This is a genomic window from Myxococcus sp. CA039A, assembly GCF_013336645.1.
Classification (GTDB): domain Bacteria; phylum Myxococcota; class Myxococcia; order Myxococcales; family Myxococcaceae; genus Myxococcus; species Myxococcus llanfairpwllgwyngyllgogerychwyrndrobwllllantysiliogogogochensis.
Genome location: NZ_JABUMQ010000012.1, coordinates 1 through 14,452 on the forward strand (window position 1 = coordinate 1; position 14,452 = coordinate 14,452).

Consider the following 14,452-nt stretch of genomic DNA (forward strand, 5'->3'; position numbering starts at 1 on the left):
CCCCGGACCCCTTCGATGACTCCCCGGATCCGTCCGACGAGCCACCCGAGCCCGAACCCGAACCCGAACCGTCGGACGACCCCCCCGACGCGCTCATCCCTCCACTCCCCGTGGCCCCCGGCGTCCGACACCCCGTCACGCCCAGCAACACGGCCATTCCCAACGCAAGTTTCCCGGTGCGCATCATCGTCATCTCAGACTCCCCCTGAATGAGCATTCGTTCGCCGCGAGCAATGGACAGACATCCGTCCAGCCTCACGGAAGGAATTCATTGTCATGAATATGTTAGCCAGTGGCGTGCCGGCTGCGAAACAGTGATGTTTCGCGGCCTTGCGGATGACGCCACGCATCAAAGCGCGAAGCGGACGTCCCAGGGGTGCGTCACGGGCTTCGCGCCAGATGTAGGGAAAGTGCGGGGTACAAGGGCGACGCGCCGGGCATCGACTGTCGATCCCCGGCGCGCGCTCACATGAAACCTACCGCGAAAGGCCCTCCCCCCCGGTGGGCCTGCACTTCATTGTCGCGCGGTACGCACTGCGATTTCCATGCGGGGAAGCCCTGATGTCTGCTTCCACCCGGAAGCCTCAGACTCCAGGGCATGTCGCCGATAAATGCTCAACAACTCACAACTTCGACGTGTTGGTGGGATAGTGGGAGTCACTCATTGCCAGCGTATACTCAGGATATCGTGATTCGTTTGAATTCCGAGGAACAGCGTATCCTGGCGGACCTGGAAGCCCTGCTCGTCGAAGCGGAGCCGAGTTCGGAGTCCCTTCCCACACTTCTGGGGGCATTGCGCGACACGCTCAAGGCGGAGCGCGCGGTGGCCTACGGCGTGGATGTAGGGCCGGACCGCTACCACGTCAGCTATTCCTTCAACTCGGGCTTCCCCCAGGAGGGGGAGTCGGTCTTCGACGCCCTGGAGACCTTCCTGTCGGACCGGGAGAGTCTTTGGGGTTGGTATGATCCAGCCCGTCCCGCGCCGGCCCAACGCAACCGGGCGCTGCACTTCCGCTCGCTGCAGGAGTCGGAAGCGCGGCAGATGCCCTTGCATGACCTGCCCGCATATGAGGTGGGGCGGCGTCTGGGATTGACCGAGGCGGAGCTGGACGCCCAGAGAGACCGCGTCAACACCCGCTCCGGCGCGGTGTACCGGCAACTGGGCATGGAGCGCATGGCCTTCCTTCGCACCCTGGTCTGCGAGGGGCCGTCGCTCCTGGGCTGGCTGGGGTTGATGCGCGAGGAGCCCTTCACCGAGCGCGAGCAGCGGGTGCTCCAGGCGTTGACGCCCACGCTGCAGCGGCGGCTGACGATGGAGACGCGCCTGCGCGAGTCGGGCCTGATGTCCACCGCGCTGGAGGTCGCGATGGAGGCGCTCGGTCGCGCCGCCTGGGTCGTCAGCGGCAGCGGCCGGGTGGTGCACGCCAACAGCGCGGGCCGGGTGTGGCTGGAGCGCGGCGAGCCGGAGCTGATGGAGCAACTGCGCCGAGGCGCCCAGGGCATCCCCTGCTCGGGGCCGCTGACGCTCACGCCGCTGCGCACCACGGGGCTTCCCGCGCACTACCTGGCCATCGACACGGGCACCGCCTCCAGCGCCGCCGCGCGCGTGCAGGCCCTGGCCGCGCGCTGGTCGCTCACCGCGCGCGAATCCGAGGTCCTCACGCACATCGTCCAGGGAGAGACGAACAAGTCCATCGCCGGCAGGCTGGGCTGCGCGGAGCGCACCGTGGAGGTCCACGTCACGCACCTGCTGGCCAAGGCGCATGTGGAGAGCCGCTCGGCGCTCATCGCCCGCTTCTTCCAGACGTCCTGACCCTACAATGAGCGGGTGAACGACTCCCAAGCCACCCGCATCCAGGCCGCCCACGCTCGCGCCCGACAGGCGGTGGAGACAGGTCCCCGCTCCGCGCCCCCTGACGGTGTACCCCGCCGACGACGGCTCGCCCTGGGCGACCCGCAGGCGGACTTCGACAAGGTCCTGGGCATCCTCGACCACCACGGACTGCTGGGCGCGGACGGTTGGCTCCTGCCCGACGTGCAGCTCGTCTCGGTGGGAGACCACTTCGACTGGGGTCGTCCCGAGGAGCGCCTGCACGCGGCGAACAGCGCGCTCGCGATGGTGGCCTGGCTGGCCGCGCATCCCGCGGACCAGGTCCTCCTGATTCTGGGCAACCACGACCTGGGCCGCGTGGGAGAGCTGGCCGGCTTCGACGACGCCCGCTTCACCGTCGCCCAGGCGGAGGCGGACCGCGTCTACCAGAAGGGCCTCACCGATGAGGCCGGGGAGAAAGCCTTCCTGGCGCGCTGGCCCCAGGTGCCCACGGCCGAGCTGGTGGCCCGCGACTTCGGCAACTTCCTGGAAGCCCAACGCGCCTGGGTGGAGCACCTCTTGCGCGTCCGGCGCTTTCGCACCGCGCACGCCGCGGGCCCCGGGCTGCTGGTGCTGCATGCGGGCGTCACCCACGAGGACCTGGACGTGACGGGCCTTGCCCCCGAGCGCCGCGCGGACGCGGACGCGGTGGCCCACGCGCTGAACGCGACGATGGACGCGGCGGTGGAGGCCTGGACGCACGGACGGCTGGAGGTGCCGGGCCTGCACCAGCCGGGCGACGCCGCGCGCGGCGAGGGCACGGGCATCTTCTACCAGCGCCCCAGCACGAAGCCGGAGGACGCCGAGCGCACGCGACAGACGCCGCGTCGGCGCTTCGACCCCAGGCGGCTTCCCTCGGGACTCACCCAGGTGGTGGGGCACACCCGCGACAAGCGCATCCGGGAGCTGATGGGCGTCACTTCGGGCACGGCGCTCGACGGGGTGGTGCGCCACCTGGTGACGGACGGCACGCGGGTGGACTGCGCGCACGGTGCCCCGCCAGCGACGGGCCCGGCGGAGGCGGTGCTCGTCTTCATCGACGGCGGGATGAGCCACTGTCCCGTCGACGCGTACGAGCTGTTCGACCTGGGTCTGCGCGCCGCCGTACGAGCGACGGCGCGCTGACCTGAAGGACTACTTCGGCGCGGGCTGGGCCTCCGCCTGGAGGCCGGCGAGCTTCTTCTCCAGCCCCTTCATCATGCGCGGCGACACCTGCGAGGCGGGCAGCGTCTTGGCGTAGGCGATGGCGTCCTCCACCGTCTTCGTGGCGCCCGCGACGTCCTTGCGCGCGACGTGGATGTCGACCCGGTTGGACAGCACGTTGATGCGGCGGGAGCCCTTCACCCGCGCGAGCGCGCGGTCACTCGCCGCGAGCGCATCATCCAGGCGCCCCTGCAGCCGGTACAGCGTGGCCAGCCGCGCGGGCGGGTTGTAGTCCTGGGGCAGGTCCTTCTCGCTCTGCTCCAGCGCGGGCACGGCGCGCTCGGGCGTGCCCAGCTTCATCGCCGCCAGCATGCGGTGCGAATCAAAGACGGAGCGTGCGTCGGGGTTGGGCGCCTTGGCGGCCTCCGCCTCCAGGAACGCCAGCCACTCGCCCGCGAGCGCCTTCACGCCCGCCTCGTCCTTCTCCAGCTCTCGCGCGCCCACCCGCATCTCGTAGAGGCCGGAGCGGTCATCCCCCGACATCTCGATGATGGGAGCGCCCATGGCCTCGACCACCCTGGCCTCCAGGGCCACGCGCAGCTCCTTGCTCGCGGCCTGGTCCGGAATCGACAGCGCGCACATCAGGCCCATCATCGAGGCGTTGGCCCACGACAGCGAGCGCGGCGTGCCCGGCAACAGCTCCAGCGCCTTCTTCGCGCACGGCTCCACCTGCATCGCGCCGTACATCGCCGTCATCAGGGACTCCACCGCGCGGCCCCGACGGGACCAATCCGCGGGCGCCTCGGCCAGGGCCTCCGTCAGCGTCTCGACGGCCTCCGCCGAGCGTCCCTCGCCATAGAGCGCGTCACCGCGCGCCAGGAGCGCCTCCGCGCCGGTGATGCCGCCCTTGTAGCCGCGCTCACCGTCCTCGAAGAGCTTCACGAGCTGCTCCACCGTGGCGCTGCCGGCGAAGCGCAACAGCGGCTTCTCCTCGCGCGGGTCGATGACGTACAGCGTGGGCCAGAACTCGATGGGGAACTTCTCCTGGAACGCCGCGTTCTGGGTCAGGTCGGTGTTCACCTCCAACCAGACGTAGCGTCCGGCATGGCGCGCCAGCGACTTGTCCGACAGGACATACGCCTTCATGGAGCGACAGGTGTGACACCACGGTGCCCAGACGTCGACGAAGAGGGGGATGCCCTTCGCCTTCGCCTCGGCGAGCGCGCGGGCGTAGTCATCCTCGATGAACGGCAGGGGGGCTCCGGCATGCGTCGCATCCGTGGACACGGGGGTGTTCGTGTTCGCGGCGGTGCAGGCGACGAGCCCCAGCAGCAACAGGCAGGCGGCGTGGATGCGCATGGCGGCGGACCCTACCGCGCCCTCGCCGCTCTGTCCCTCAACGACATCCGCCACGCAAGCAACTGGGCACCCGCTCCCGCACATGCTCTGGTGTGCGCGGACCTCCGATGACGAGAGACCCCTACACCCTGCGTGATTCCCTCGCGTCCGCCCTGGACGCCCTGCCCGCCCCCGAGCGCTTCCCCGAGGCGTCGGACGCGGACCTGGCCCGGCGTCTGGCCGAGCGGCTGCGCAGGGACCTGCTTCCCCGCCTGGGTTCCGCGGACGCGCCCCTGTTGCTGGTGGCCATCGCCGGCCCCAACAACGTGGGCAAGTCCACGCTCTTCAACGCGCTGGTGGGCGCGCCGCTGTCGCCCGCGAGGCCCGAGGGAGGCCTGACGAAGCAGTGCCTCGCGGCGGCCCACCCGGAGACGTGGACGGGCGCGCTGAAGGACTTCCTCACCCGTCGGTACGACACGGTGCCCGTGGCGCCGGGAGCGCTCGCGCCCGTGGACCAGCCGGGCCCCGCGGGGCGGCTGTACCTGGTGCTGGCGGACGCGGTACCGCGCGGGCTGCTCGTCATGGACACGCCGGACTTCGACAGCGTGTACCGGGAGAATCGCGAGCGCGCGGAGGCGTTGCTCGTCACCGTGGACGTGCTCGTGTTCGTGGTGAGCCGGCAGACGTACCAGAACGCGGCGCTGGTGGACTTCCTGCGCGCAGCCGTGGGCCATGGGCGGCCGTACCTGCTCGTCTACAACGAGGCCTCGCGCGAGGAGGTGGCGCGTGGGCACCTGGACAAGCTGGCCTCTGACGTGGGCCATCCTCCGCTCGCGCGTTACCTGGCGCCGCACCAGCCCGACGTCGAGGCGGGCCTGCGGGCCCTCGCGACAGAGCCGCTGGACGGGAGTCCTCCGCTCGATGCCCTCCTGGGGGAGGCCGAGCACGCACGGGAGCTGAAGGCCCGGGCGCTGGAGGCGTCGCTCGCGGATGCGCGGGCGGAGCTGGAGGCGGTGGCGCGCGCGTCGACTCGCGCGGCGAGCGAGCCGGAGCGGCTGCGGCAACGCCTGCGTCACGAGCTGGAAGGCGTGGGACGCGCGGCGGCGCTCAAGGCGGTGCCCGCGGACGTGCTCATCGATGCCTTCCGCGACGAGTTGGATGCGCGCAGCCAGTTCCACAAATGGGTGCGGCTGCCCTTCCGGGGACTGGCCACGGCGCTCACGTACGTGAGTCGCAAGGTGCGCCAGTCCTTCACGGGGCCGGAGCCGGAGGGCTCGCAGACGCCCTCGCGCACGGTGGACGCGACGATGACGGATGGGGTGCGGCGGCTGGTGGATGCCTTCGCGCCGGAAGTCGCCGCGTGGCGCGGAGACCCCGAGACACGAGAGAAGCTGACCGAGGCCTTCGGGCCCGTGACGCTCGCGAAGCTGGAGGAGCCGCTGGGCTTCGAGTCCCTGCACGCCCACGCGGCGGACCGCGCCACGCTCTATGCCTACTGTCGCGAACTGGTGGCGGGCGAGCTGCAGGGAGGCATGCGCGAGGAGCTGCTCCAGGCGCTGACGACGCTGGTGTACTCGGTGCCGTCGGGCGCGGCTGCGGTGGTGACGGTGGCCACGGGCGGCTTCGGCCATGACGCGGTGGTGTGGGCGGGGACGCTGTTGTCCACGCCGCTGATGGAGCGCTTCGTGGACCTGCTGGGCGCCCAGGTGCGTGCCCGCGTCACCCGCAAGTGGGCGGACGCACATGGCGCCACGCTGGCCCGCGCGCTGGAGACGCGGTTCTTCTCGGACGTGCTCGGCCACCTGGATGGGCTGGCGGACGACTGGAACCACACCGCCGCGCGGCTGGAGGCCACGCGGGCCGAGCTGTCGTGACGGCTGGCGGGTGGACGAGCCGTCGTCCTCCTGCTCCAACGGGCTGGGAGGCGTGCGCACTGAGACACCGAGGCGACACCGCGCGGACGGACAGGACGGATGACATTCGGTCCGTGCGTGTGCGGCGACAATGCGCCATGCTGCGAGCGTCATGAATGGCTCGGACCCCGGAGCACCGGGCTCCCCACCTCCCGTCCTTTCCTTCCGCCACCTGCTGACCGACGCTGTCGGTACGTTCCTGGATGAGGCGGGGATGTCGTGCGCGCAGACGGCCGACTCCATCGGCGAGCTCATCGTCACGCTGTCGCGCTACCGCGAGGAAGGCGCACCGCTGTTCCCCATGGCCTTCATGGGGGACGACCTGGGGCAGATGCTCGCGCTGCTGGGCGGCAAGGACCCCATCGCCATCGGCATCGGGCCCCGCTCACGCGCCACCGTCCAGCGAGCCCTCAAGCAGTGCGCGCCGTTGGGGCAGGGGCGGTGGTGGGCGCTTTACCTGCTGCGGGTGCCGGAGGGCTTCGCCTACGGCGTGTTCCGCACGGACCCGTTTCCGCTCGCGGAGTCACCGCTGGAGCGACTGCGGCGGACGGAGGAGGCGCAGGCGGGGGTCGTGGGCGTGCTCCAGCTCGCGGACAACATGCTGGAGCTGCGCGCGGGTGGCGGGCTGTGCCGGCACGTGTACCTGTCGGGTGCGCGCGTGGAGGGGGCGTCACCTCCCGCGGTGCTCAACGAATTGGCGGAGGCCATCACGGATGGCGTGGCGAGCGCCAGTCTGGAGCGAGCCCGAGGGTTCTTCCGGCGCGTGCTCTTCGAGGTGATGCAGTCGTCCCATGGGGCGCTGGTGGCGGTACTGCCCCGGGAGCGCGCGGGCTCCACGCTCTTCGTGGACGGCATCATCCTGCCGCGCCCGTTGGACATCGTGGCGCTGCTGGACCGCTATCACGCGGACCCGACCGACTCGGCGGCCACGGCGGTGCGAGCCACCGGGCAGCTTTTGCGCGGGATGATGGCGACGGATGGAATCACCGTGCTTCGCGCGGACGGGTGCATCGTCGGGTACAACATCTTCGTGCGGCACCCGGAGTCGCTCGCGCATCAACCGTCCGTCGTGGGCGGAGCACGTCGGCGCACGTACGAGGTCCTGGGCGCCGCCGTCGGCACCGAGCTGACCGCCGCGTTCATCCGCTCCCAGGATGGTGACGCGGCCTGCCGTCGCGCATAGCAATTCCTTCCACTGCCTATCCACAGCGCCTGGTCTGGCCGACAATCATTTGTCAGACCGCCGCGAAACCGTCGTCTCTTCAACCGCCACCCAGCCATTTCAGAGACACGTGGCGGAAAGTCAAAGTGAAATCTCCCAGTGACAGCTCTCCCCACCAGCGCTCGAACGCGTCCACCAAGACCGGGCTTCTGGTGGGTATCTGCCTTGCCACGTTCCTGACCGCCCGGATCGCTGAAGCCTCATGCCCCGAAGGACAGACAACAACCTGCACCTTCGAAGGATGTGCGGGAACTTCAACATGCAGCAACAGGGAGTGGAGTGAGTGTGCGCCCACCCCGGCCTGCTACGAGACGCCGCCCATGGGTCTCCGGTACGTGACGAGCGGGATTGGGGCAGGCAAGGAGAAAACCGTCGTGGGCGTCCCAGACGCCGCCACGACAGACCCGTTCCCCACGTATCTATTTACCCAGGCGCAAAAGAGTCTGACTTTCACTGCGACCGCGGAAGACCCCAATCGGGGAGTCAAATCCGTCAAACTCACCGGCGAGCTCACTGTCTGGTGCATGTCGCCTCGCCGCAGTGTCTACAGCACCGAGACGCGCTCGGCGCAGACGTTCCCTCTCTCGAATGAGAACAGCGCCGCGACAGCCTCTCCCTCGCGCACCGTCTCCCTCGCAGCGACGTTCAAGTCGTATACGGAGGAGACCCGCTGCGCGCCCGGCCTTTTGCCCTACCGCATCGACCTCGCGCTCACGGCACAGGCCACCGACGGCAACAACAACGTCCTGAAGACGCCACTGCGCCGGTATGTGTTCGTCCAGTCATTCAAGGTCGCGACATTCAACATCCGCAACGGCAAGAACATGGCGAACCAGGACAGTGCCGACATGCTCGCCATGTACTTGGAACCCGATCACAGAGTGGACATTGTCCTCTTTCAGGAGACCAGCGAAGACACCGTTTCACGTCTCCTGATGCAGCCCTGGCTCCGAGAGCTCTCTCGATACCGAGCCCTCTCTGGGAACAACGATCTGGCCATCTTCAGCAGGTTCCCCATCGCGCAGAACGTGGTGGTCCCTTTTTCGCAGCCACTCAGGGACTACGTTCATCGATGGCACTACGTGGTGATGGACATGGGCGGATTCAATCCTCGGATTGCGAATCTTCACCTCATCGCGACCAGCGTCGCCGAGGAGCGAGACCTGAATGAATTCACCTATCGCCGACAGGAAATGGATGAAGTGATGTTGGTGATGCGTCCGCCAGGCCCTCCCTCCATCATCGCGGGTGACTTCAATGCGCCCGTCTACAAAGACGACCCGCCCTATACCTACATTCGCGCGGAATGGGACTCCCTCTACTTTCAACCACCGTACAAGCATTTCTGCATGGTGGCGGGCTGCGAGGTGACGCCGGAGCTTCTGCCCCGCTACAACCTTGACCAGATCTGGCTGGGGATGAGCACGCCGGGGTTCGCGATTGTCGACGCCTACACGGCTTTCGATGAGCCTATCTACGAACCCACGTTCCTCTCGGACCACCGCATGCAGGTGGTCCGCGTGCACATCAAGGAATAGTGGGGACAGGGGGAGTCGCGCCCTGCTCCCGATATGAGCCTCGGTTCTCCTCGAAAAGGAGGAGAACCCATGGTGTGCTGGAGCCATGAACTTCGTCTTCGTGGGTACCAGCCTTGGCGCCCGGGGAACAGAGACCCACCTGGTCAGCCTGGTGCGCGCAATGGCCCAGGCTGGCCACGGGGTGGTCACCGTCGCGCGAGAGGGGGGCTTCATCGCCAGGGAGTTGGAGTCCCATGGGCTCGCCGTCGAGCCCGGCGTCTTCCGAAACGCGGCGGATGTGAGGGGGATGCGCAGCGTGCTGCGCGCCATCCGCCGTACGCGGCCCCAGTGGTTGGTGGGCAGCTTCGGACATGAGTACTGGCCGCTGCTGATGCTGGGGGGGATGACCGGCACACCGGTCGCGCTCTTCCGCCATCTCAACAGCCGACTCAAGCCTATGTCCCGCCTGCTGCTACCCCGCTGGGCGCACCGATTCATCGCGGTCTCGGAGTCCATGCGCTCGAATCTGGTAGAGCAAGGTGTTGCCTTCGAACGGGTTCGGCTCCTCTACAATCCGTTGGACGTTGGCTACTTCCGCCCAGATGAAGAACGAAGGGCGGAGGCGCGTCGCGCTCTTGGAGTGAGCGCTGACGAAGTGCTCATCGGATTCGTTGGCGCGCTGAAGCCAGAAAAGGGAGCGTTCCGACTGGCCGAGGCCCTGAATCAGGCCATGCCACTTCGACCTGGGCTGCGCGCACTTTGGGTGGGCGAGGAGGCAGCGCATCCGCGATTGAGAGCGGCTCTCGCGCCAGAGCTCCACCAGCGACATCTCCTGCGTGGATGGACGAGCGACATGCGCTCCCTCTATGCCGCCATGGACGTAGCCACCATGCCATCTGAGTGGCTGGAACCCTTCGGGCGTGTCTCCATCGAGGCCCAGGCGTGTGGAGTCCCAGTGCTCGCCAGCCGCATTGGAGGATTGCCAGAAACCCTGCGGGAGGGAGAGACCGGTGGACTGGTTCCTCCTGGAGACGTCGCGGCCTGGCGTGACGCACTGCTGAACATGGCGGACATGGCGCCAGCTCGTCGGCGGGCGATGGGGGAAGCAGGGGCTCGATTCGTTCGAGAGCGCTTTGCCGCCGAGCGCATCGTGGAGGAGTTCTTATCGATGCTAGAGCCAGCTGGAGCCGGCCCCGCAGGTCGCCTGGGCCCTGGGGCCTGACGCCGGGCGTTCCGAGGACCGAACCGGCCAGTAGGGGTCTTGCGCACACGACGCCGGGCCGGGATTTTCGGGCTGTTCTGGATAACAGCTGCAACCTGTGTCGGTAGAGGCACAGGTTTGCTGTCCGGAGCCTGACCTCTCACGTCACATGGCATCGTGGACGCACAGATGGCCGGAGAATTGAGTTTGTCAGAGGCTTCCAGCATGCTGGCGCGGCCTTGAAATCCCCCTTGTTCCGCATCGCGCGATTCGCGCTCGCTGCCCTCGCGGTGTGCCTCGTGGCCCCCTCTGCGTGGGCCCAGAAGCTACCGGACGTCACCGTCGCCGGTCCGCCTATTGCCCCCGCGCTGAGCGAGAGCGGCCAGGGCCTGTGCGTCGCGTCCAACGTGTGGACGCGGCCCTTGGGCGAGTTCCCGCAGACACGGGGTACGTACCTCGACGGAATCAACGGGTTCTTCGAAGAACCCATCAGCAGGCAGAACCGCGTCACGACCGTGCTGCGAACGCCATTCGACTTGTCCAACAACCTCAACGATGGCCGTACGCTGAGCTACGGCGACTTCGTGAGTCAGGTCACCGCACCAGGATGTTCCACGGGTGGATGCAGCTTCAACGTCATCAACGACAACGATGCGTTCACGCCGTTCGTATCACGCTTTCGTGGCTACCTGAACGTCCCCAATAGCCTCGTCGGACAAGTACTGCATCTGGGGTATTACACCGACGACGCCATCAGTCTGGTCATTTACGACCGCGCTCAATCCTATACAGTCATCAACCGTCCACCCCAGCTTGGCTTTCCGACTTGGCGAACCACGAATTCCGTCACGTTCGTAAGCGCCGGGCTCTACGCCGTCGAAATCCTCTACTCGCAGGTCGGTGAGCACGCCGCGCTCGAGATGTCGCTGCACACCGGAGCCTTCACGGACTTCGAGCGAGCCGCCAACCAGCCTCCGATCATCAACCTGTACAGCTCCAACTTCCAACTGCTCCAGCCCGCGCAGTTCTTCCAGACGGAGAACGGCATCCCGTCCTATTCGACGGACCCCAACCGCTGCGAGCAGTGCATCCGCGCCAACGTCAACGCCCAGAACAACGGCGGCTGTGATCCCTACTACCACTGCAACTCCGCGGCCCTGTGCGCCCCTTGCGACTCCTCGCTCCGCTGCGGCGCGGCCTGCTCTCCCTGCGGTCAATCCACGCCCCTCTGCGCCAACATCAACGGCAACACGCAATGCGTGCAGTGCACGGATGATAGCCAGTGCCCCAACGGCCGCTGCGACCTGATCGACAACACCTGCCGAGGCTGCAACGGCGACGACGACTGCCCGACCAACGGCCGCTGCGACCTGAGCGACAACACCTGCCGAGGCTGCAACGACGACAACGACTGCCCGAACACCGGCCGCTGTGACCTCGGGACCAACCAGTGCTCGGGCTGCAACGACGACGCGGACTGCCCGGGCGCCGTCTGCGACGAGCCCACCGCCACCTGCGTCCCCTGCACCGACGATGAGCACTGCCCCGATGGCCAGGTCTGCGCGACCGACATCAACCAGTGCCGCGAGTGCAACGACGATTCGCAGTGCGTCCGCGGTGAAGTCTGCACCAATCACCAGTGCGCCCCCTGCGCCACCGATGACCAGTGCGCCGGCAACTCCTGCAACTGCTGCCCCAATGGCACCCAGTGCTCCGCACTGACCGCCGGCGGGTCTCCCTCCTGCGTCGAGTGCACCACCGATGACCAGTGCGCTAACGGTCAGAAGTGCGATCCGCTCAACGGCACCTGCGTCACCACGCTGCCCGAGTGCAACACCGCCGATGCCTGCGGCCCCGCCTGCGCCAAGTGCCCTGGCGAGCGCCCCTTCTGCCTCGACGGCGAGGTCTGCGTTCAGTGCCGCACCGACCTGGAATGTGGCGACGGCCAGTTCTGTCTCAGCGGCGAGTGCAGCACCTGCACCACCGACCGCCACTGCGGCTCGCGCTGCGAAGCCTGCGAGACGGACGCCCCCTTCTGTCTCTCGGATGGCTCGGTCCAGAACAGCACCTGCATCGGCTGCAGGAGCAATGACGACTGCGGCAGCGGCCAGTGCAACCCCACGACGCGCACCTGTGAGAACGCCGGCGCCTGCGCGGTGACCTGTGACGCGGGCCTCGTCTGCGATGGCGAAGCGTGCGTCCAGTGTTTCGCCGACGCGCACTGCCCCTGCGGCGGCACCTGCGACCTCACCAACAACACCTGCTCCTCTTCGTGCGAGGACAGCGGCGACTGCCTCGGCGTCCAGCACTGCTCGGCCAAGACGCAGGAGTGCGAGCGAGGCCGACGCAAGCCCGGCACCGACCCACAGGGCGGCGCCTTCTGCTGCGGCACCGCCGCCGACGCCACTCCGGCTGGCAGCGCCACCATCCTCGTCCTGCTCGCCGCGGGCCTCCTGCTCCTCCGCTCCCAGCGCCGCGTCCGATGAAACCCTTCCACCTGCCGCTCCTCCTCCTGGCGCTCGGAGGGGCAACCCTCGCCTCCGCCCAGCCGGACGCCCGCTTCGACGTGCAGCTGTTCCGCCCGTCCGCGGCGCCGCAGGACCTGGTTGTCGTCACCCAGTCCCGTCCGCTGTCACACATGTCCGTGGCCTTCGGCCCGTACTTCAGCTACTCGCTCAACCCCCTCACGCTGGTACCCGAGGGCGGAGACCTCGAGAAGATCAGCCTGGTGGGCAACCGCCTCCAGCTCGACGTCATGGCCATGGTGGGCCTGTTCGACTGGGGCGAGATTGGCGTGGACCTGCCGCTCATCCTCGCCCAGGGCGGACAGAACCTGGAGGTCATCGGCACCGAGGGAAGCGTGGAGAGCTTCGTGCTCGGTGACTTGCGCCTCTCCGGCAAGGTGGCCATCCCGGGCCTTCGCCGTCCCGCCGAGGGCAGGGGCTGGGGCGCCGCGCTGACGCTCAACGTGTCCTTCCCCACGGGCGCGCAGGACGCGTTCGCCGGCGAGGGCGAGATGACGTGGGCCCCCGGGCTCGTGCTGGACTACCGCTTCGGCAACGGCATCCTGCTGGCGTTCAACGGCGGCTTCTGGAAGCGGCCGGACCGCGTGTTTGACGGCGTGGCGCTGGGTGACATGGCGCCCTTCGGCCTCGGCACCGAGGTGCCCATCCTCCGAGGCAGCGGCATCACCGCGCTCGCCATGGTGAACGGCGCGGTGGGGCTGAAGAAGGCTCCTGGAACAGAGCGACAGATTCCCGCGGAGCTGCTCATCGGCCTGCGCTGGTACAGCTCCACGGGCGTGACGTTCACCTTCGGCGGCGGCGCGGGCTGTGGCTGCTCGCTCGCGTCGCCCACGCTGAGCTTCTTCACGTCCATCATCTGGATTCCGGCGAAGACGCGCGAGTGGGAGGCGCTGGAGCGCTTCAAGGAGCCGCCCGAGCCGGCACCGCCGCCTCCTCCGCCGGTGGACCCGGATGGCGACTCGGTGATTGGCGTGGGCGACAAGTGCCCGGATGTGCCCGGCCCCGTGGAGAACGCGGGCTGCCCGGACACGGACCGCGACGGCGACGGCACGGTGGACCGGCTCGACAGGTGCGCGGACCAGCCGGCGGGAAGCCGTGGCCGTGATGGGTGCCCGCTCGCGCGCCGCGACGGGAACAAGATTGTCATCCTGGAGCAGGTGAACTTCGCCACGGACCAGGACGTCATCCTCTCCGAGTCCTTCCCGATTCTGGAGGAGGTCGCCCGGGTGATGAACGAGAACCCGGAGATGGACCGGGTGTTGGTGGAAGGCCACACGGATGCCCGCGCGAGCGATGCGTACAACCTGGACCTGTCGCGCCGGCGTGCGTCCAGCGTGATGCGCTTCCTCATCCAGAGCGGCGTCGCGGCGGAGCGGGTGTGTTCGCAGGGCTTCGGTCGCAGCCGGCCGCTGTCCGACAACGCGACGGAAGAAGGCATGGCGCTCAACCGCCGCGTCGACTTCACCATCCAACCGCCCAGCGATGGCCCGCGTCCGCCCTGCCCCGAGGACCCGTCCGAAAAGAAGGGCAAGCGCCCCCGTACGAAGGCGCCGAGCCCCAAGGCCAGCCCCGCCGCGCCGAAGCCGTAAGCGCGGCGGCGCGGGCTCCGACAGCATCCGCCGCACGCCGCGCCCCTCAGCGAGGCGTCACGAACCTACGAAGCGACTCGCGCGCACGCGGAAGCCGCCGGCATCCACGGCACGGGCGGTCTCCACCGAGGGGC

10 protein-coding genes are annotated in these 14,452 nt (G+C 68.4%); 9 read left to right on the top strand and 1 reads right to left on the bottom strand.

Going from position 1 to position 14,452, the window contains the following annotated elements:
- The 3 genes from HR086_RS47930 to HR086_RS03130 form a co-directional block, all read left to right on the top strand.
- A partial coding sequence (locus HR086_RS47930) for a hypothetical protein (RefSeq protein WP_217441662.1) occupies positions 1-209 on the top strand: 209 nt, incomplete at its 5' end.
- A gap of 479 nt (positions 210-688) precedes the next feature.
- The gene (locus HR086_RS03125; RefSeq protein WP_141643653.1) at positions 689-1,813 is read left to right on the top strand and encodes a helix-turn-helix transcriptional regulator; all 1,125 of its coding nucleotides are present in this window, start codon (positions 689-691) and stop codon (positions 1,811-1,813) included.
- 15 nt (positions 1,814-1,828) lie between these two features.
- Positions 1,829-2,995: a metallophosphoesterase gene (locus HR086_RS03130; RefSeq protein WP_174464832.1), complete on the top strand. Its 1,167-nt coding sequence runs from the start codon at positions 1,829-1,831 to the stop codon at positions 2,993-2,995.
- Between the two features lie 9 nt (positions 2,996-3,004).
- Here the strand turns inward: HR086_RS03130 and HR086_RS03135 are convergent, their stop codons facing one another.
- Entirely contained in the window at positions 3,005-4,372 is a 1,368-nt protein-coding gene (locus HR086_RS03135) for a thioredoxin family protein (RefSeq protein ID WP_174464859.1), read from the bottom strand.
- A 107-nt stretch (positions 4,373-4,479) separates the two neighbouring features.
- On the opposite strand from HR086_RS03135, the gene HR086_RS03140 reads away from it, so the two are divergent.
- From HR086_RS03140 to traB, 6 genes are all read left to right on the top strand, one after another.
- Entirely contained in the window at positions 4,480-6,225 is a 1,746-nt protein-coding gene (locus tag HR086_RS03140) for a GTPase domain-containing protein (protein WP_174460768.1), read from the top strand.
- A 151-nt stretch (positions 6,226-6,376) separates the two neighbouring features.
- A complete protein-coding gene (locus HR086_RS03145; RefSeq protein WP_174453984.1) occupies positions 6,377-7,447 on the top strand; it encodes a hypothetical protein in 1,071 nt (356 codons plus the stop codon).
- Positions 7,448-7,806: 359 nt separating this feature from the next.
- A complete protein-coding gene (locus HR086_RS03150) occupies positions 7,807-9,024 on the top strand; it encodes an endonuclease/exonuclease/phosphatase family protein (protein WP_141643658.1) in 1,218 nt (405 codons plus the stop codon).
- Positions 9,025-9,109: 85 nt separating this feature from the next.
- On the top strand, positions 9,110-10,225 hold the full coding sequence (locus HR086_RS03155; protein WP_174464833.1) for a glycosyltransferase family 4 protein: 1,116 nt from the start codon (positions 9,110-9,112) through the stop codon (positions 10,223-10,225).
- 278 nt (positions 10,226-10,503) lie between these two features.
- Positions 10,504-12,690 (top strand): outer membrane exchange protein TraA family protein, encoded by a 2,187-nt coding sequence (traA, locus tag HR086_RS03160; RefSeq protein WP_373564253.1) that lies wholly within the window; start codon positions 10,504-10,506, stop codon positions 12,688-12,690.
- Positions 12,687-14,318 (top strand): outer membrane exchange protein TraB, encoded by a 1,632-nt coding sequence (traB, locus tag HR086_RS03165; RefSeq protein ID WP_174464835.1) that lies wholly within the window; start codon positions 12,687-12,689, stop codon positions 14,316-14,318. The genes traA and traB overlap by 4 nt, the downstream gene beginning before the upstream one ends.
- The last annotated feature ends 134 nt before the right edge of the window (positions 14,319-14,452 follow it).

What these genes read in the sequence shown, in the direction of transcription:
- HR086_RS03145 (WP_174453984.1), top strand. Translation starts at nt 6,377, where the DNA reads ATGAATGGCTCGGACCCCGGAGCACCGGGCTCCCCACCTCCCGTCCTT.
- HR086_RS03150 (WP_141643658.1), top strand. Translation starts at nt 7,807, where the DNA reads ATGGGTCTCCGGTACGTGACGAGCGGGATTGGGGCAGGCAAGGAGAAA.
- traB (WP_174464835.1), top strand. Translation starts at nt 12,687, where the DNA reads ATGAAACCCTTCCACCTGCCGCTCCTCCTCCTGGCGCTCGGAGGGGCA.
- HR086_RS03135 (WP_174464859.1), bottom strand. Translation starts at nt 4,372, where the DNA reads ATGCGCATCCACGCCGCCTGCCTGTTGCTGCTGGGGCTCGTCGCCTGC.
- HR086_RS03140 (WP_174460768.1), top strand. Translation starts at nt 4,480, where the DNA reads ATGACGAGAGACCCCTACACCCTGCGTGATTCCCTCGCGTCCGCCCTG.
- HR086_RS03155 (WP_174464833.1), top strand. Translation starts at nt 9,110, where the DNA reads ATGAACTTCGTCTTCGTGGGTACCAGCCTTGGCGCCCGGGGAACAGAG.